The 19,045-nt window shown below is 31.6% G+C and carries 15 protein-coding genes; 9 read left to right on the top strand and 6 right to left on the bottom strand.

The features are described 5' to 3' along the window. Positions 1-11: 11 nt before the first annotated feature. The 4 genes from H510_RS18315 to H510_RS0105515 form a co-directional block, all read right to left on the bottom strand. Positions 12-1,493, bottom strand: a complete 1,482-nt coding sequence (locus H510_RS18315) for a glycosyltransferase family 2 protein (protein ID WP_051291069.1) — start codon at positions 1,491-1,493, stop codon at positions 12-14. 6 nt (positions 1,494-1,499) lie between these two features. Next, entirely contained in the window at positions 1,500-2,642 is a 1,143-nt protein-coding gene (locus H510_RS0105530; protein ID WP_026903403.1) for a HEAT repeat domain-containing protein, read from the bottom strand. A gap of 1 nt (position 2,643) precedes the next feature. After that, complete coding sequence (locus H510_RS0105525) at positions 2,644-3,009, bottom strand: response regulator transcription factor (RefSeq protein WP_026903402.1); 366 nt, start codon at positions 3,007-3,009, stop codon at positions 2,644-2,646. Positions 3,010-3,302: 293 nt separating this feature from the next. Continuing rightward, entirely contained in the window at positions 3,303-3,734 is a 432-nt protein-coding gene (locus H510_RS0105515; protein ID WP_026903401.1) for a DUF2147 domain-containing protein, read from the bottom strand. A 177-nt stretch (positions 3,735-3,911) separates the two neighbouring features. Here H510_RS0105515 and H510_RS0105510 point away from each other — a divergent pair, with 177 nt between their 5' ends. Next, positions 3,912-6,617 (top strand): hypothetical protein, encoded by a 2,706-nt coding sequence (locus tag H510_RS0105510; protein ID WP_026903400.1) that lies wholly within the window; start codon positions 3,912-3,914, stop codon positions 6,615-6,617. 27 nt (positions 6,618-6,644) lie between these two features. Next, positions 6,645-7,628 (top strand): aldo/keto reductase, encoded by a 984-nt coding sequence (locus H510_RS0105505; protein WP_026903399.1) that lies wholly within the window; start codon positions 6,645-6,647, stop codon positions 7,626-7,628. Positions 7,629-7,672: 44 nt separating this feature from the next. Here the strand turns inward: H510_RS0105505 and H510_RS0105500 are convergent, their stop codons facing one another. Next, positions 7,673-8,899: an outer membrane beta-barrel protein gene (locus H510_RS0105500; protein ID WP_051291068.1), complete on the bottom strand. Its 1,227-nt coding sequence runs from the start codon at positions 8,897-8,899 to the stop codon at positions 7,673-7,675. Between the two features lie 353 nt (positions 8,900-9,252). Between H510_RS0105500 and H510_RS0105495 the strand changes: the two genes are divergently transcribed. Then, the gene (locus H510_RS0105495; RefSeq protein WP_026903397.1) at positions 9,253-10,275 is read left to right on the top strand and encodes a DNA/RNA non-specific endonuclease; all 1,023 of its coding nucleotides are present in this window, start codon (positions 9,253-9,255) and stop codon (positions 10,273-10,275) included. Here the strand turns inward: H510_RS0105495 and H510_RS0105490 are convergent. Beyond that, positions 10,272-10,703, bottom strand: coding sequence for a hypothetical protein (locus H510_RS0105490; RefSeq protein ID WP_026903396.1), 432 nt, complete (start codon positions 10,701-10,703; stop codon positions 10,272-10,274). The genes H510_RS0105495 and H510_RS0105490 overlap by 4 nt on opposite strands. A gap of 246 nt (positions 10,704-10,949) precedes the next feature. On the opposite strand from H510_RS0105490, the gene H510_RS0105485 reads away from it, so the two are divergent. The 6 genes from H510_RS0105485 (at position 10,950) to H510_RS0105460 (ending at position 19,044) form a co-directional block, all read left to right on the top strand. Then, a complete protein-coding gene (locus tag H510_RS0105485; protein ID WP_026903395.1) occupies positions 10,950-12,563 on the top strand; it encodes a CTP synthase in 1,614 nt (537 codons plus the stop codon). A gap of 22 nt (positions 12,564-12,585) precedes the next feature. Next, positions 12,586-14,370 carry a membrane protein insertase YidC gene (gene yidC / locus H510_RS0105480; protein ID WP_026903394.1) on the top strand — a complete coding sequence of 595 codons (1,785 nt, stop codon included), beginning with the start codon at positions 12,586-12,588 and terminating at the stop codon, positions 14,368-14,370. A 367-nt stretch (positions 14,371-14,737) separates the two neighbouring features. Next, positions 14,738-15,133 (top strand): response regulator, encoded by a 396-nt coding sequence (locus tag H510_RS0105475; RefSeq protein ID WP_026903393.1) that lies wholly within the window; start codon positions 14,738-14,740, stop codon positions 15,131-15,133. Between the two features lies 1 nt (position 15,134). After that, entirely contained in the window at positions 15,135-16,217 is a 1,083-nt protein-coding gene (locus H510_RS0105470; RefSeq protein WP_026903392.1) for a sugar transferase, read from the top strand. Further along, positions 16,217-16,900, top strand: a complete 684-nt coding sequence (locus H510_RS0105465) for a TolC family protein (protein WP_026903391.1) — start codon at positions 16,217-16,219, stop codon at positions 16,898-16,900. The genes H510_RS0105470 and H510_RS0105465 overlap by 1 nt, the downstream gene beginning before the upstream one ends. After that, the gene (locus tag H510_RS0105460) at positions 16,897-19,044 is read left to right on the top strand and encodes an exopolysaccharide transport family protein (RefSeq protein ID WP_026903390.1); all 2,148 of its coding nucleotides are present in this window, start codon (positions 16,897-16,899) and stop codon (positions 19,042-19,044) included. The genes H510_RS0105465 and H510_RS0105460 overlap by 4 nt, the downstream gene beginning before the upstream one ends. The last annotated feature ends 1 nt before the right edge of the window (position 19,045 follow it).

The raw sequence follows: 19,045 nt of genomic DNA, 5'->3' as shown, positions 1-19,045 counted from the left end.
TTTAAAATTGTTTAAGCGCTTTGTTCTTGTTTAGTTTTTAAATTTTGGGCTGAGGATGGTTCTAATTTATTTTTTTGATTACTGGTAAAACCAGCCCTTGTCATGGTTCCCCAATTTTTTTTGCCTGTAAATTTATCAATATTACCTTTTATAGACCAATAAATAGTTAAGGGATGATATACTACAGGTTCTATAAAGGCTAGTAATAATAATTTTAATACATCCTTACCAGAAGTGTATTGATGATAAGACCTTTCTTCAAACAAGACAGCTATGGTTGATAGTAAGATGGAGAAGGTATAAACCATGGTAAATAAAATCAAAGAAAACTCCCAATTGATTTTACCGAAAGAGGCTAATAAAATAAAAGTTATGATACCAATGCCTTCTAAAATTGGTGCTAACCACTCAAAAAACAACCAATAGGGATAGCTTAACATTCCTAAAATGCTGTATTTAGGATTAAAAAATAAATCTCTATGTGTCCATAAAGTTTCAATAGTACCTCTTGTCCAGCGGTTTCTTTGTCTTCCTAAGATTTTAAAATCTACAGGGCTCTCTGTCCAACAGAGGGGGTCTGGGATGTAAACAACCTGATATTTTAAATTATGGTCATGCATATACCTCCGCATACGTACTACCAACTCCATATCTTCTCCAACGGTTTCGTGGCTGTAGCCTCCACATTTGATAACAATTTCCTTATCAAACAAGCCCATAGCACCTGATATAATCAACAAACCGTTTAACCTGCTCCAAGCCATCCTACCCATTAAAAAGGCTCTAATATATTCTAAAACCTGAAATCTTGAGATGATATTTTTAGGCATGTGAACTTTTACCAAACGGCCATCTTCTACTTCGCAAGAATTGGCAATACGTACCACGCCACCGGTGGCAATAACCCTTTTCTTTTCTTCTAAATAAGGTTTTACCAATTTTAATAAGGCGTCTTGCTCAACAATACAATCTACATCAATACATAATAATAAATCTTTAGAAGAAACATTAATACCGGCATTTAAAGCATCAGACTTACCTCCGTTTTCTTTATCAATAACAATTAATTTAGCATAGGATGAATTTCTGGATTTATAAATACCACGTATAGGTTGATGATTTAACTGCTCGTTTACGCAAAAATCAACTTTTTCTAATTGATAGGCATGTATTAATTTTTCTAAGGAATGGTCTTTACTACCATCATTAATAATGATAATTTCGAAATTACTGTAATGTAAAGACATGATAGACTTTACGTTATCAACAATAGTTGCTTCTTCGTTATAGGCTGGTGCTAAAATAGATACTGATGGTGCAAAGGGTGAGACTAATATTTCTCGGTAATCAATAAAGCTATTTTTACGCATGTAGGCTTTCATCTCTAATGCCGAAAAAAAGCAAAGAAAAATATAGGAAGCCATTACCACCAGCGCAAAATAAAATATTGCACTATTAAAAATTTGCTCGAAAAAGTAAAAGCCTGCTTCCATTATATTTTAAATTCTGGCATCCAACACATGGGCAATAATTTGGCTATTTTTAGCTGACACTACACTTTGCAATTCTTGTAACATGAGTTTACCTTTTCTACCATGTCCTAAAATAGCTTTTGTAGCTCCCATCTTAATCTCAAAATCAGGAGTAAGCAAACAGTCTTTTAAGAAGCTGAGATAATTTCCTGATGATATTTTACCCAAAGCGCTTAAAATTTCTAATTTAACTTTTTGAGTTTCTTTAGGATAGATTTTCAACAATTCTTCTTCTACAAACTCGGCCTCCATTTTACCAATTACCCAAACAGACATTTTCCTGATTTCTTCTTGAGGATGTTTTAAAAGCTTTACAATTTCTGCTAGAGCATCTAATTGTTGATAATAACCAATTAATTTAAGACAAAAAATCACTACAGAATCATTACGAGAACCTAACCATTTAACAAATGAAGGAATTTTAACATATTTAGCTTTGGTGATGATTTCAAATAAAATTAATTGATGCCATGGCAAAATTCTCCCTCTCATATGATCTAAAAATTTAAAAGGGTTATCTCTATTTAACCTCACATGTGCAGTTTGGGCTTCCATACGCACAATTTCATGCTCGTGGTCTGTTAAGGCAAAAACTAATTGGTCATACTCATATAACCAAAACTGAGCTATTTCTCTGATACCTTCAATTTGGATTTCCCAGTAATTACTTTTTAACTTTTCTAGGGTGTATTTATGAAGTTCTAATTTTATAAATAATTCTTTTAAAACATCGGCCGTAAAACCAGTAAAATTAGAGTGATAGATTCTAATTTCTTCAATCAGAATGTTCCTCACTCTTTTTCTTTTAAGTGGTAACTTTTTAAAACGAGGTAAGAAATGATTTACTACGTTTTCTAATCCGTCGTCTTCATCACCATAAATGATGATGTTACTTAACATGTTACTTATCTTCTCTTTCCAATTGGCATTTAGATAATTGTCTCTCTTATTTTTTGCTTTTTTAAGAAAAACATACAGGTAAATTTCTATAGTTGCTATCAAACAAAACATGATGATAAACAAAGAAATTCTTATGTTATCAGGAAAAAACGGTAATCTATCAAAAAAGAGGCTTTTTAAATATTCGCCTACAGAAACACTTAATAACATGCTATTTTTTGAGTAACTTTTTTACCCTTATGGTAAGTTCTGTTAAATTAAACGGCTTGGTAATAAAATCATCAACACCTAGCTCAAAAGCCTCTAAAACCACATTTTCTAAACCTACAGCCGATAAAACAATCATAGGTGTTTTTGCTAAATGTGGTGTTTGTTTAACTTTACCAATAATTTCTAAGCCACTTACAAAGGGTAACATAATATCTGTTATAATTAAATCAAAATCTGCTGATTGAATTTTAAGTAGCGCTTCTCTACCATCTTTAGCAATCTCTACCTCATGTTCGTCTTTTTTTAACCTAAACTCTAACGCTTTTAACATCAATTCTTCGTCTTCTACTAGTAATATTCTCGCCATGTCTTCTCAAAATAATAAGTATATAATTGTTATACGTTAAATCCACTTCTAAAGATTTCCTTAAATATGTAGAACAAAAATCACAAATGCCGATTTTTTTCTACATAATAACCCTTAAAAACAAATATATTTTAATAAGCCCATCTTACCTAATTTTTCTAATACTGCTTTAACGAATAATTGCTTATGATTTTGGCTTATTAAAATGTTTGGTTTGTTTTCATGATAGGGTTTATAAAACAAAAAATGCCCCATTATTTTGTAATGAGGCATTTTATTAATAAAAATAAAATTTACTTAACCCGGGTCCAGTTATCTGTTCTTCCTATTAAAGAAATTCCAACAAAGCCTCTTACATTGAGTTTATCTTTACCCTCCATAGAAATTTTACAGCTATAAGTTTTACCAGATTTTGGGTCGTAAATGGTACCATCCTCCCAAACGCCATCATTAAACTTAAAATTCTGTAAAATTTCTAAGTTTAGGATAGGTCTTTTCCGTAAATCTTCGTTCGGGTTTTGTTCATCAAGTTTAGGTTTTTTTGCTTCATCTAAAGGCTCTTTTAGCCACACAATTTTTCCGAAATAGGCATTTCCTTTTTTAAAAATCTGGATATGAGCGTTTTTATCCTTGTTTAACCACTTACCAACTACAGCATCAGCATTTTGCGCAAAACTACTTAAGCCAGCCACTAGTAGTGTTAATAAAAATAATCTTGTTTTCATATATGTGTGTATTAAAAATTGATAAAAGGTTTATAACGTATGTTTCAAAATAAGATTACAAAAATTGATTATAAATTGTTTAGTAAACAAACAGGATTGTAAAAAAATGTTAAAACATCCTATTTTAATAGCTGCTATCTTTATATTTAACCTTTGTATTAGCTTATAATTTTCCTGATGAACAAAATTAAACTCGTATTACTATCCTTTTTCTTGTTTTGCCAAGTTTCTATTTCCTTAGCACAAACAACAATACCATTAAAAGATATATTAGAAAAAACTGCTAAGTATTATCAAACCTACCCATCAGAAAAAGTTCATTTACATTTTGATAAACCTTATTACGCCGTTGGAGATACCATTTGGTTTAAAGCTTATGTTGCTTTAGAGCAACATATTCCCTCGCCACTAAGCAAAATTTTACATGTAGAATTAATTAACGCTAAAGATTCTTTGGTAGAAAGTTTAAAACTACCTGTAAAAAACAGCGTAACACAAGGAAGTATTGTTTTAAATTATCTTGCTTATAAACAAGGAAACTACCGGATTAGGGCTTATACCAAATGGATGTTAAACCAAAATCAAGCTTATTTATTTACGAAAAATATAGTTATTGGTGATGCTATTAATAAAAACCTAAACACCAACATTACTTATAAAGGCACTGTTACAGATAAAGCTATTAAAGTAAACTCTAGAATTCAGTTTAAAGACGACCGTGGCATGCCTATCATCAATAAAAAAGTAAGCTGGGAGGTTATGGCAGATTTTGAACGTGTTGCTAAGGGCAGAGAAACTACCGATGATAAAGGCTTTGTGAACATAGAAATAAACACTTCGCCAAAAGTAGGTATTAATCGTGGCGAACTTTTTACCACTGTAGAGATTAGTAGCAATACCAGTTACAAAGCCTCTTTTCCTTTAAAAACTGCATTATTAGAACATGATATTCAGTTTTTTCCTGAGGGAGGCGACTTAATTGATGGTATACCTACACAAGTAGCTTTTAAAGCAATAAAGTCTGATGGATTAGGTATTAATTCTAAAGGTGTTATTATGGATGAAAGCGGTAAAGAGATAGCTCAATTTACCTCACAGCACTTAGGTATGGGTGCATTTTCTTTTGTACCAGAGCTTAATAAAAAATATCAGGCAAAAGTAACTTTTGCAGATGGCAACCAAAAAACTATACCCTTACCAGAAGTTAAAGCAGAAGGCATGCGCATAGCGCTTAAAACTATTGATGAAAACTTAGTGTTAAAAATTTATGCTAATCAAAAATATGTAGATAAAAATCTGAACAAAGCCTTTTATATTGTTGCTAAAAGTGCAGGAGTTATCTATTATGCTGCACAAAGCGATTTAAAAAGCACTGTATTTACAGGTCAAATTCCTAAAAACAAATTCCCAACAGGTATTTTACAGGTTACCTTATTTTCTTCTATTGGAGAGCCTTTAAGTGAGCGTCTTATTTTTTTAAAGCGTAATGATGACTTAAAAATAAACTTAAGTACCGATTTACAAGCTTATAATAGCCGACAAAAGGTTAAAGTAAACATAACCAATAGCGGTGGAACAGAACTTGCCGAAGGAAGTTTTTCTGTTGCTGTGATAGATGAAACCAAAGTTCCGGCAGATGAAGATACAGAAACCACCATTTATAGCAATTTGTTGTTAACCTCAAATTTAGAAGGTTATATAGAAAAACCTAATTATTATTTCAATAAGATGGATGATCAAAAACTTGCTCATCTAGATTTATTGATGCTTACCCAAGGCTACAGAAGATTTAGCTATAAAGATATTATTGCTGATAAAGCTCCAAACTTAACTTTCTTACCAGAGCAGGGTATTGATATTACCGGAACCATCAGAAAAAGTAATGGTATGCCTTTAGACAAAGGCCGATTGCTGTTACAAATTCCAGAGAAATACTATTCTACCACTACCACAACAGATGCTGAAGGTAAATTTAAATTCAGTAATATGGTTTTTAAAGATTCTGCCGAGGTGATTGTGAATGCCCGTAACAACTTAAATTCTAAAGATTTAAGGATTCATGTTGATGGCGAAGCTTTCCCTGCTATTTATGCCAATGTAAACGCTGCTGATGACATTTTAAATATTGATAGCACCTTGAATACTTACCTCAGAAACAGTAAAATGATTAATAATAACTCGCTGATGCTGAGAGAAGTTGTCATAAAATCTACCGCAACAACTAAAAAAAGCCACTTAGACTTCCCCGCTTTATCAGGTCTAAACATGATGGCTGATAGAACAACAACCGGCGACCAATTAATCGGCTGCGGCCTATTGGTTAACTGTTTAAGTGCCTCGGGTTTAACATTTGTAGATAATAATTTATTCATCACCAGAACCTATAACCAAGGGATAAGAATACCAGTAGAGATTTATGTAAACGATATGCCTGTTGATATTGCTTACCTCAATAGTTTAGATGCAAAAGGAATAGAATCTGTCCAGGTTTTCAATAATGATGGTTTATCAGGTATCAATAGAAGAAGCAATACCAGCGGTGTTTTGGTTATCATCATGAAAGAGATAAAAAAAGTACCTGCTACCAAGGCTCAAATACAAGAGCTGTTTGCGCCAACCAATGTTATAACCATTAAACCAAAAGGCTATGCAGTAGAAAGACAATTTTACCAACCTAAATATACAGGTCCAAGAACCAGTTTACAAGCTCAAGATATACGTTCTACCATTTACTGGAATCCTTATATAAATACAGATAAAGAAGGCAAGGCTAGTTTTGAATTTTTTAATAGTGATGATAAAGGTCCTCGTAAAATTGTTGTAGAAGGTATGGATAAAAATGGCAACTTTGGGCGCTCCATTTATCGTTATCAAGTAAAGTAACAGAAAAATAAACCAATTTTAAGATACATGAATTACAGAATTTTAGGAAAAACAAACTTAAAAATCTCCGAAATTAGCCTAGGAACTTGGCAAGTTGGTGGCAAATGGGGAGATGCATTTGACCACAACAATGCTGATAAAATTTTAAATGCAGCTATTGATGCAGGTATTAATTTTATTGATACTGCCGATGTTTACGGCGATGGCGAAAGTGAAAAAGCCGTTGGCAGAATAGTAAAAGCCAGAAGAGAAGAAATTTATGTGGCTACCAAATGTGGTCGCCAGCTTAACCCACATATTAACCAATCTTATACGGTAAAAGCTTTAAGAAACTTTGTAGAAAGCAGCTTAAGGAATATGAATCTAGAAAAGATAGATTTAATACAACTACACTGCCCTCCTATTGAAGTTTTATACCGTCCAGAAATTTTCGAGCTGTTTGACAAGCTTAAAGAAGAGGGAAAAATCTTGAATCTTGGCGTTAGTGTTGAGAAAATTGAAGAAGGGCTAAAAGCCATAGAGTTTGATAATGTTTGTACCTTACAACTGATATTCAACATTTTTAGACAACGCCCAACAGAACTTTTATTTGAACAAGCTAAAAAGAAAAACATCGGCCTTATTGCTCGTGTACCTTTAGCCAGCGGTTTGTTAACCGGAAAATTCACCAAAGAAACTACTTTTGGTAAAGATGACCATAGAACATTTAACAGAAATGGCGAAGCTTTTGATAAAGGCGAAACTTTCTCTGGTATAGATTATAACAAAGGATTAGATGCTGTTGAAGAGCTTAAAAAGCATTTCCCTGATTATGATTTACCACTTTTAGCTTTAAAATGGATATTAGAGTTTCCTGAGATAAGCTGCGTGATACCAGGTGCATCTAGTCCGCAACAACTGTTAAACAATTTAAAAGTTGAAGAAGCCCCAACTTTAAACCAACAACAAAAAGATGTGATTAAACATATTTACGATACTTATATTAAAGCTGATGTACACCAGCTTTGGTAAATCTTTTTGCTTTTAATGATTAAATAAACTATAAGCTATGGGTATTATTTAAATAACGAATATCCAAGTGTTAACAAAAGTGTGTTGTAATTAGATGTCATATATGGGTATTCACTCAATATATTGGGACTAGGTTGATACCTCATCTCAATGCCTAATGTATTCTTAAATTTATAACCAATACCCATAGCTAAGCTTGAAATTGATTTAATATCAAATGACGAATAAACCGAATTATCATTTCTTAAAAATTTAATGGTTGAATTAAGACCGAAGTCAAATACATAATTAACATTTAAAAACAATTTTGATTTTTGATTAAGAAAAAAATAATGCCTTATACCTACTGGTATGCCTATCGCCTTATAATCAAATTTGGAAATTAAAACACCACCAGATACTTGATTTGTTTGCTTAAATTCTTCTGATTTAACATGTTGATAGGTAGGCTCTATTACTACTCCCCACTTATTTTTATTAAAAGGCAAAATAAATTCGGCTTCGGCACCTAATCTAAACCCTAAACTACTTCCAAAATTAGTATTCAGCAAATCGTTTATAGCACTTTCTATTTCCAAACTGCTATAGTTAATCCCTGGTCTAATAGTTAAATGAAATAGATACTTACTCCTTTTAGGTTGATAATTTATAAAAGTTAAATTATTTACTTCATAATACTTGATAAATAGCTTTTCTAAATCTCTATCATCATATTTAAGACGTGTAAAATCCTCTAATGCTATTTTTTCACTATTAAAAAGGATAAGTAATTGCTGCTTAAAATAATCGTTATTTAAAACCTTATCATCTACCATATATCGTTTAAAAACCAATTGATTTACAGTTGAGTCTTTAGTTTTATAAAAAAATCTTACTAAACCGTTATCCACATATTGTAATAAAGAAAACTGCCCTTCTATAAGAACTTTTAAGAATAATAATTCTTCTTGAAAAACAGGATTTCTCTCAGCATCCATTTCCTCTATACGGTCAGAAGATCTATCAATTTTTGTTTGAGTTCTTATATATTTAGAAACTTGATTAATACCAAATTCTTTTACTGTATGAATATCCCCTACTTTAATGGCATCATTTGAAGAAAGCTTATATTGGAATTTTGATGGATTGTTTATCCAATCCATATTGCGAATCAAACAATCTACTCTTTCATCTGCATCAGTAATAAAATAGCCGCTCTCAAAAATAATTTGAGCATCTGATTTAAAGCTAGAAACTACTATCAAAAGTAAAATCCAAATTTTTCTTATCATATTATTTTGTTGTTTAACAGGTAGAATTATTTAACAGGTAGAATTAAAAAACGTAAAAAAGAAACAAACTACAATAAGTACAATTTTCCTTGTATTTCATCATCATTAATTCCACAGGATGTATTCATAAGTTAGAATTTAAATTAAATAAAGTAAATATTTATTGAAAGTCAAAACGAAGTGAGGTAACCTAAGCGAAAAGTAAAAGGCTTTAATGGAAGGACAAAATGAAACCTATTTTTTACTAAAAAAAGTCTCTATCCCTATATATCCTCTATCATTTAAAAAAATCAAAATGCTAGGTATTTAAATAATCTTTTAATTTAGCCAAACAAAAAGCTTATCTAACGCTCATGAAGAAACTCCTATTGATTTTTTTATTGTACTTTACTTTTTATGATGTATTTGGGCAACAGGAAGCTACCACAACAAGTGGTAAAAAAGTTTGGTTATGGGAAAACGGCACTTGGACTTATGCAGATAGTTTAAAAACTTGGAATCCTAAAATCGCTAAAATAGCTCAGTTAGAAATTCCAAAAATGATGTCTAAAGATGTGGTTATCCGCCACAGTGGATTTTCGCTTTCTTATAATGAGACACACGAGCAAGCCAATTGGGTAGCCTACGAACTCACAAAAGAAAAAACTGTTAAACTTTATAACAGAACAGATAAATTTATAGAAGATCCAAAAGTTAAAACCGGCACAGCTCAATCTAAAGATTACACTTCTTCTGGCTATGACCGTGGACATTTGGCCCCAGCAGCAGATATGGGATGGTCTGCAACAGCCATGGCAGAAAGCTTTTATTATAGTAACATGAGTCCGCAAAACCCTGGCTTTAACCGTGGTATATGGAAAAAACTGGAAGAATTAGTTAGAACTTGGGCTGTAGAAAATGAAGCCTTATATATAGCAACTGGTCCTGTTTTAAATGGTAGCTTACCAAGTATAGGTGTAAATAAAGTAAGCGTACCTAAATATTATTATAAAGTTATTTTAGATTATAACTTACCTGATATTAAGGGTATAGGCTTTATTTTAGAGAATAAAAGTAGTACACAACCACTTCAATATTATGCTGTTAGTGTAGATAGTGTAGAAAAATTTACAGGTATTGATTTCTTTTTTGCATTGCCTAATGAGCAGGAAGAAGTTATAGAAAAAACACTGTGTTTACCATGCTGGTCGTGGGATAATACAACATCTATTAACGAAAAAAGCACTGTCAAACAAGAACAGCTTTTAGAACAAAATGAAAGCAATGAAGCTGAGTTAAAAACATCAGCAGCTGTACAATGTTCAGGAGTTACAAAAGCTGGCGACAGATGCAAACGTAACACCACAAATGCCAATGGGAGGTGTTATCAGCATTAAACTTTAAAACTCAATTCACAAGATATTTTCTCGCCACCGGCGTCATCAATTTCTGCTACTTCGTCTAGAAACAAATCCCAATCACCATCGGTAAATAAGTTACCCTCATATTCCTGAGTATGGCTATAATAATTAAAATGCCACTCATCCATTTCATCTAAATCATCAACAGCGTAAGAACGAACGCTAAAACCGTTTTCACTGATGTTGATACTCCAAGTAGCCGTTAAAGCTCCACTTTGCTTAGAGATGGAAAAGAAAATATCAAAATCGCCCACAAGTTCTGGCATGCTTTCCAGATAATTCTTGATTTTTTGTGCGGCACTTTGTTGCTCTTCTTTTATAAGATTTTTATCTTCTATTAACTGAAAAAACTCTATAAAATAGTTCTGATATCTAATAAGTAGGTTTCTGAATATATGATCCATAAAATGCGATTTAAGGGCAAAAATAACAGAAATAATATGTAAAAAATAAAATTGCTGCGAAGTACTGATTATTAATCATTTAAAAGCAGTACAAGATCATATTCATGCTTATCCACAAAGGGTATTTTCTCCACACCTATTATACTATCAGAAAAAAACCTTACTTTTGAATCCCGTACAAAAAGATTTAGAAAAGAGGCATTTTTTAGGCTCAAATTCTAAGTTTTTAAAGATTATCCACATACAATGACTAAGTATATTTTTGTTACGGGCGGCGTTACATCGTCTTTAGGGAAAGGTATTATTTCCGCATCATTAGCTAAACTTTTACAAGCAAGGGGTTACAGTGTAACTATCCAAAAATTTGATCCCTACATCAACATAGATCCGGGAACTTTAAATCCTTATGAGCATGGCGAATGCTTTGTAACTGAAGATGGAGCCGAAACAGATTTAGACTTAGGCCACTACGAGCGTTTCTTAAACATCCCGACATCACAAGCCAACAACATTACAACAGGTAGAATTTACCAAAACGTTATCAATAAAGAAAGACAAGGCGAATTCTTGGGTAAAACAGTACAAGTTATTCCACATATTACTGATGAAATTAAACGCAATATGCGCTTATTAGGTGAGAGCGGAAATTTTGATATTGTGATTACCGAACTTGGTGGTACTGTTGGTGATATTGAATCTTTACCTTACATAGAAGCTGTAAGACAATTTAAATGGGAAGTTGGCTCTAACAATGCGCTAGTTATCCATTTAACATTAATCCCGTTTTTGGCTGCAGCCGGAGAATTAAAAACAAAACCTACCCAACACTCAGTTAAAATGTTGTTAGAGTATGGTATACAGCCAGATATTTTGGTTTGTAGAACAGAACACCACATCAGCCAGGATATCAGGAAAAAAATTGCCCAATTTTGTAACGTAAATTTAAATGCTGTTATAGAGTCTATTGATGCCAGCACCATTTACGATGTGCCTTTATTAATGCTAAAAGAGCAATTAGACCGTACAGTATTAAGTAAATTAAAACTTCCGCTTAAAAACGAACCTGATTTAGAAAGCTGGAAAGATTTTTTAGGCAGGTTAAAGAACCCTACAGCAGAAGTAAGAATTGGTTTGGTAGGTAAATATGTGGAGTTACCTGATGCTTATAAATCTATAACAGAATCTTTTATACATGCCGGAGCTTTTAATGAATGTAAAGTACGTGTAGAATGTATCCATTCTGAAAGTATTACAGAAGAGAATGTAAAGGCAAAACTAGGTAAACTAGATGGTGTACTGGTAGCACCAGGCTTTGGTGCCCGCGGTATAGAAGGTAAAATTACGGCTATAAAGTTTATAAGAGAAAGCAATATTCCTTTCTTTGGTATCTGTTTAGGGATGCAGTGTGCTGTTATAGAATTTGGAAGAAACGTTTTAGGATTAACGCATGCACATAGTACAGAGATGGATGAAAATACCGAGCATGCTGTTATATCTATGATGGAAGAGCAAAAGAAAGTTACCTTAAAGGGTGGCACTATGCGTTTAGGTTCTTACCCTTGCGAGCTTAAAAAAGGTTCTAAAGCCTATAATATCTACGGAAAATCAAAAATTACAGAGAGACACCGACACAGATATGAGTTTAACAATGATTTCTTAAAACAATACGAAGCTGCTGGTATGATAGCTTCTGGTATTAATCCGGAGAATAATTTAGTAGAGATTGTTGAATTAAAAACTCATCCTTACTTTATTGCTTCACAGTTTCACCCCGAATTAAAATCAACAGTTGCTAATCCTCACCCACTTTTTGTTAAATTTGTCGCCGCTTCTTTAGAACATTCAAAAAAGAAGCATTAAGAATAGCATATAAATAGATATAATGGATAGAAATACGTTTACAGGTTTGTTCCTGATTTTAGTCATATTAGTTGGCTCAACATTTTTGCTAAAACCATCTGAAGAGCAGCTTAAAAGAGAAGAATTTGTACAAGATTCAATTGCTAAATCAAAAAAAGGAGTTCAACAACCTGCTGCTGTAGCAAAAACTACAACTTTACCTATAGATACCAATTCACAAAATCAGGTTGTACAAAAAGAAGAAATTTTAACCTTAGAAAATGATAAAATAAAAGTTTTTATTTCTACACTGGGTGGTAAAGTTTCTAGTGTTGAACTTAAAAATGAAACTAACCAGCTTAACAAGCCAGTGGTTTTATTTAACAAGCAAAACAATTTCGGAATAGCCTATAGCCAAAACAATCAAAACCTAAACACCAGCAACCTTTTCTTTGCCAAAGAAGTTGTACAGGATGATAAATTAGTTTTAAAAGCCACAAATGCCGATGGCTCTTTTGTTAATTACACTTATTCTTTAGCTAAAGGAAGTAATAAAGTTGATTTTAACATTGTATTAAGTGGTTTCCAAAATAAAGTAAACGCTGATAAGGGCTTGGCCATCAATTGGGCTGCTGAATTACAGCAACAAGAAAAGGATATTCAAAACGAGCGTATCTACTCTACCACTTATTATAAAATAGCTAATGAAGATGTAGATTATTTAAGTGAAACAGAAAGTGAGGAAAAAGCTTTCGCAGAGGAGACATTAGCATGGGTTTCTTTTAAACAACACTTCTTTTCTGCTGCTTTAATGAGCAAAGATGGCTTTAAGAATAGTACACTTAAAGTACAAACTGTTGCTAATAACTCGGCAGTAAAAGCTTATCAAGCCAATTTAAACCTTCCTTTTAAAAACCAACAAGTTAATCAGTATGAGTTAGAATACTATTTTGGTTCTAATAAATTTTCGCAGTTAAGAGCACAAGGTAACGATTTAGAAAAGCAAGTAAAAATGGGTTGGGGCCCATTAAAATGGATAAACAGATACTTAGTTTTACCTGTTTTCAATTTCTTTGAAGGCTTTAACATGAGCTATGGTATTATTATATTACTGTTAACCATTATTTTAAAAACAGTATTATTTCCGTTTACTTATAAATCCTACTTATCAATGGCTAAAATGAGAGTTTTAAAGCCAGAGATGGATGAGATAAAAAAGAAAGTTGGAGACGATAACCCTACCCTTTTACAACAAGAATACTTAAAACTATACAAGCAGGCTGGTGTAAACCCATTGGGGGGATGTTTACCTCTATTATTCCAGATGCCTTTTATACTTGCATTCTTTTATTTCTTCCCAAATTTATTTGAGTTAAGACATGAGAGTTTCTTATGGATGAAAGATTTATCTACTTATGATGAGTTAATCACCTTCGCACCTATTCCGCTTTTAGGTTGGAGCCATATCAGCTTAATGTGTTTATTGATGACCATTTCCACTTTGATTTACACTTACTTTAACAATCAAGTTTCTGGTGCGCAAGGGCAAATGAAGTATATTGGTTATATCACACCTATCATTTTCTTTGGTGTTTTAAATGCCTATCCGGCAGGTCTTAATTATTATTATTTCTGTGCTAATATTTTAACTTTTGCACAGCAATATTTAATTAGATATTTTGTTGATGATGAAAAAATCCATGCACAAATTCAAGAGTTTAAGAAAAAGCCTGAAAGTGCAAAGAAGAAAAGTGGTTTCCAGAAAAAGCTGGAAGATATGATGAGGCAGCAGCAACAATTGAAAGAACAACAAAAAAAGAAAAAGTAAATTTTAAAGCCCCAATAAAAGTGGGGCTTTTTTATTTTCCCCGTTAACATGATAAATTTCCACAATTGAGCAACAAAAACCCCAACCTCATTTGATGCTTCATTTTTATAGAAAACACTTAACAGAACAAAATCTAAATTATTATAATAATAGGATTAGTATTTTATATTTGCCATTATCATAATTACAAACACAATAAAGTGCAAATACATTACAAAAACAAACCAATAACAGTTGTTTTTTAAAATTATAGCAAATATTCATTTTTTGATTACAAATAAAATCCATCCACGAAAATAGTTTTTTATAAATCCTACAACCAAAGGCATTATTTGTGCGTATTGCTTTGTATATTTAAATTAATTTTATGAAACTAATAGATATGGCTCGAACCTCTACAAAGAAAAAAATTCTCTTAGTTGATGATGAATTAGCTATTTTGAAATTATTAGAATTCATACTTAAAGATGATTACGAACTCATCATTAGAAATAATGGCTTTGATGCTTTAAGTTGGTTAGATAATGGAAACATTCCTGATTTGATTATTTCTGATATGGAAATGCCATATTTTGATGGCGCTGAATTAGTTAAATCCATAAAAGTAAGCGGTTTTTATAGAGATATTCCTTTAATTGTATTATCAGGTTCAGAATCTATTGAAAATATCAAAACTAAAATACCTTACGAGATAAGCGGCTTAATGGCTAAGCCTTTTAATCCTGGTATTTTAAAGGAGAAAATTAAAACTTTGCTTAACTAAAATGCAATTCCAAAATTTTAAGAATTCTACAGATTCTAATCAATTATCAAAGATTAGTATATTTTGTCATGCCGAAATTTATGAACAGGATATACGTTCTGCTTTTGAAGAAGAATCTTTTAACTTAAGATTTCTAGAAACCCTCACCCATCTACAAGAAACTATTGCGAACTTATCTATAGACGGATTAAATAGTGTCATCTTGATTGAAGTAAGCAGTAACAATATAAACGAAGTTGTTTCTTTAGTTAGTTCTATTAAAAATAATTGGTTAACAAGAAATTTAATTATTTGTTTCCTATTAAAGGAAAACGATCAGCAACTATTCCAGTTAGCTTTAAAACTAGGCGTTAGCGATTGCTATAAACCTTCTATTCATTTTCAGGACGTTAGAGAGAGAATAAAATTTCTAACATTTTACAAATTATTACGCTCTCAGGTTAACAATATCTCCGAAATATCTGCTGTACAATATAAAATTCCATTTAGTAAAAGGTTATTCGATATTGTTTTATCCTTATTAGCACTTATTGCTTTAAGTCCTTTTTTCATTATTGTAGCAGTGTTGATTAAATTAGACTCTAAAGGACCTGTATTTTATATCAGTAAAAGAGTAGGTACCGGCTATAAAATCTTTGATTTTTATAAGTTTAGATCTATGCGCCAAGATGCCGACAAATTAGTTGCCGAGCTAGCAAAGAAAAATCAATATGGAGATTCTGCTTTTTTTAAAATAGAGAATGACCCTAGGGTAACCAAACTAGGTAATTTTTTAAGAAATACTAGTATAGATGAGCTGCCACAATTATTTAATGTTTTAAAAGGTGACATGTCTTTAGTTGGAAATAGGCCTTTACCTTTATACGAGGCAGAGCAACTTACTACTAATGAATGGTCTATGCGCTTTTTAGGTCCGGCTGGTTTAACCGGTCTTTGGCAAATTAGTAAAAGAGGGAAAAAGGATATGTCTGATAGAGAAAGAAAAAAACTTGATAACTTTTATGCAAGTAACTATTCTTTAAGATTAGACCTCAAAATCATATTAAAAACTATTCCTGCATTAATTCAAAAAGAAAAAGTTTGATGAAAAAAATTATATTCAAAACTATCTTGATGTTATTTGGCTTTGTATGTACTGCAAATGCACAAGTTTCTATTACAGAGGAAATAGATTACGTTTTACTTGATACTTTAATTTCAAGAGCTAAGCAAAATTATCCTCGGGTAAAAGTTTTAAGCAACCAATCTGCTATAGCTAAAGCCAATGTATCTAGGGCACAAGTATCTTGGTTAGATGTTGCAAACTTTACTTACTTGTACAGACCCTTTGACAACTCTACGATCAATCTTCAGAATCCAAACCTGTTAAATGGTTATCAAGTTGGTATCAATTTAAATTTAGGTTCGTTGATACAAAAACCTTTTGAAACAAAAGCTGCTAGAACAGCTTACAATATTTCAAAATTAGAAGAAGATCAATATACTTTAACATTGGTTAATGAGGTAAAAAAGAGATACTTTTCTTACGTACAGTTTTTAACACTTGTTAAAGTACGCACCAAATCTTATCAAGACGCCTATTCTTTGGCTCAAGAAGTAAAATATAAATACGAAAAAGGAGAAGCCAGCTACGAAACCTATTCATCATCATCCGTAACCTTAGCAAATGAGTTACAATTTAGAATTGATGCAGAAGGTGCTTTATTTATTTCAAAAGCTGCTTTAGAAGAACTTATAGGACAACCATTAGAAGAAATTAAAAAATGAACTTTAATAAATTTTTCAAGGTACTAAATAGGAAAAAATTTATTTTAATAATTATTCCTATTGTAACGGTTATCATTACTTATTTTTTATCTAAAAATATGTTGGATGCCTATCAATCTGAAGCGCAGATTGCTACCGGTTTAGTTGATGAGACGCAAAGGTTATTGCAAAGTGATAATAGCAATACGCATGAATCACAGGTTAATCAAAAGTTTAACAACTTAATGGAAATCATGAGATTAAAGAAAACTATTGATTTAGTTTCTTATAAACTTATGATTCATGATTTAAAAAGTAAGAAACCTTTTAGAAAGTATAGTGATATTGTTTCGGATTTAAGTGAGGCAGAAAAGGTAGCAGCTATTAAAGCTTTTGAAAAAAAGTATGCTGATAATGAACCTTTATTATTATGGGATAAAAAGCAAAAGAAATTAGAAGAAATGCTAGTTTCTATGCAATACCATGAAGAGGCTTTAAAAAAGAAATTAACTATTTTCAGAAACAACAATAGTGATTTTATTACGATAACTTTTGATTCTGAAAATCCCGATTTATCAGCCTTTGTGGTTAATACTTTAGCAACCGAGTTTATTGATTATTACACCAGAATTAGTAAAGAAAGCGAAATTAGAGGAACTACTTATTTGGGTAATTTATTACAACAGAAAAGAGATTCTTTAAATAAAAAAATGAATACGTTAAAGAATTTCAAAATTGCCAATAACGTACTTAATTTACACGAGCAGTCTAAAATTCTTTACGGAGAAATCATGGATTTCGAGAGTAAAAAACTTGAAGCTCAGAAAAATATAGAATCTTTTAGTCAAACACTTTACGGTATCGATGCTAAATTTAATCCTAAAGACAGACGTTATTTAGATGCAACTTTAACAAAAATTAATCAGGAAATAGTTTCTACCAAGCAAAAGTTAAAAGGCGCAACAGACAGGCATATCAGAAGTGGATTTACAAATGATACTAGGGTAGTTGTAGATTCTTTACAAGAGTTACTGTCTGATCAAATTAACTACGCAACAGATAAATATATTGTTAACCCGCTAGCATCAAAAGAAAAACTGGTTTTAGAAAAACTTAATCTTGAGGTTTCTAGCGATTTAGCTAAATATAGTATCAATAGTATCAATAACCATTTAGAAGGTTTAAATGCCAAGTTTAAAAATCTTGTGCCATTTGAGGCTATCGTACAATCTTATGAAAGAGATATAGATGTTGCCAGTAGCGAATATTTAGATGTATTAAACAAATACAATGATGCTAACATGCAATCTAATTATAAAGCTAAATTAAGGCTTATACAACAAGCCATGCCAGGTTTACCACAACCATCTAAAAAGATGTTACTTGTAATACTAAGTGGTATCATTAGCTTTATTTTCTGTGTGGCTATATTATTGGTGATATTCTTATTTGATAAATCTATTTCAACTGCTAAAGAACTCGCTTTAGTTACCAAACAACCTATATTAGGAGAACTTCCAAAAATTAATAATCTTAGTGATTTAAAAGACATTTGGACAGAAAAAGACTTGGATGATGACAAGCTTTTGTTTAAAAAACAAATGAGATCTATCCGTTTCGAAATCAAAAAAGATCTACTATACAAAAAAGATAAAGTTTTAGGTATCACCAGTATTGATCATAAAGAAGGTAAAACATTCTTTTCTTTAAGCTTAGCTTATTCTTTTGCGATGCTTGGTAAAAAGGTCTTATTGATAGATGGTAACTTTGATCATCCATCAATTTCAGAAAGTGTGGTTACTAAAGTTTATTTAGAAGATTTTAGCGCATCAAACCAAATTTATTCTGATACCATTATTACCATTTTAGCTAATAAAGGCGGAGACTTATCTTTACTAGAAGTTATCAAAGAAGAAGAAATAACGCAGTTTTTTGATGATTTAAAAAGTAAGTTTGATATTATTTTGATAGATACATGTGCTTTAAAAGATTTAAATAAAGCTAAAGAATGGTTAGTTTACACCGATAAAAATATAGGTGTTTTTAAATTTGGTAATTCTTTACCGGAAGAAAAAATAGAACACTGCGATTATTTGGTTTCTAACCCTAACTATTTAGGTTGGATATTTAATAAAGTTGAGAAAAATCCAAAAATTGCAATTTAAG

Source organism: Pedobacter glucosidilyticus DSM 23534 (genome assembly GCF_000425145.1).
Lineage (GTDB): Bacteria > Bacteroidota > Bacteroidia > Sphingobacteriales > Sphingobacteriaceae > Pseudopedobacter > Pseudopedobacter glucosidilyticus.
This window is presented reverse-complemented; position numbering and strand designations above follow the sequence as displayed.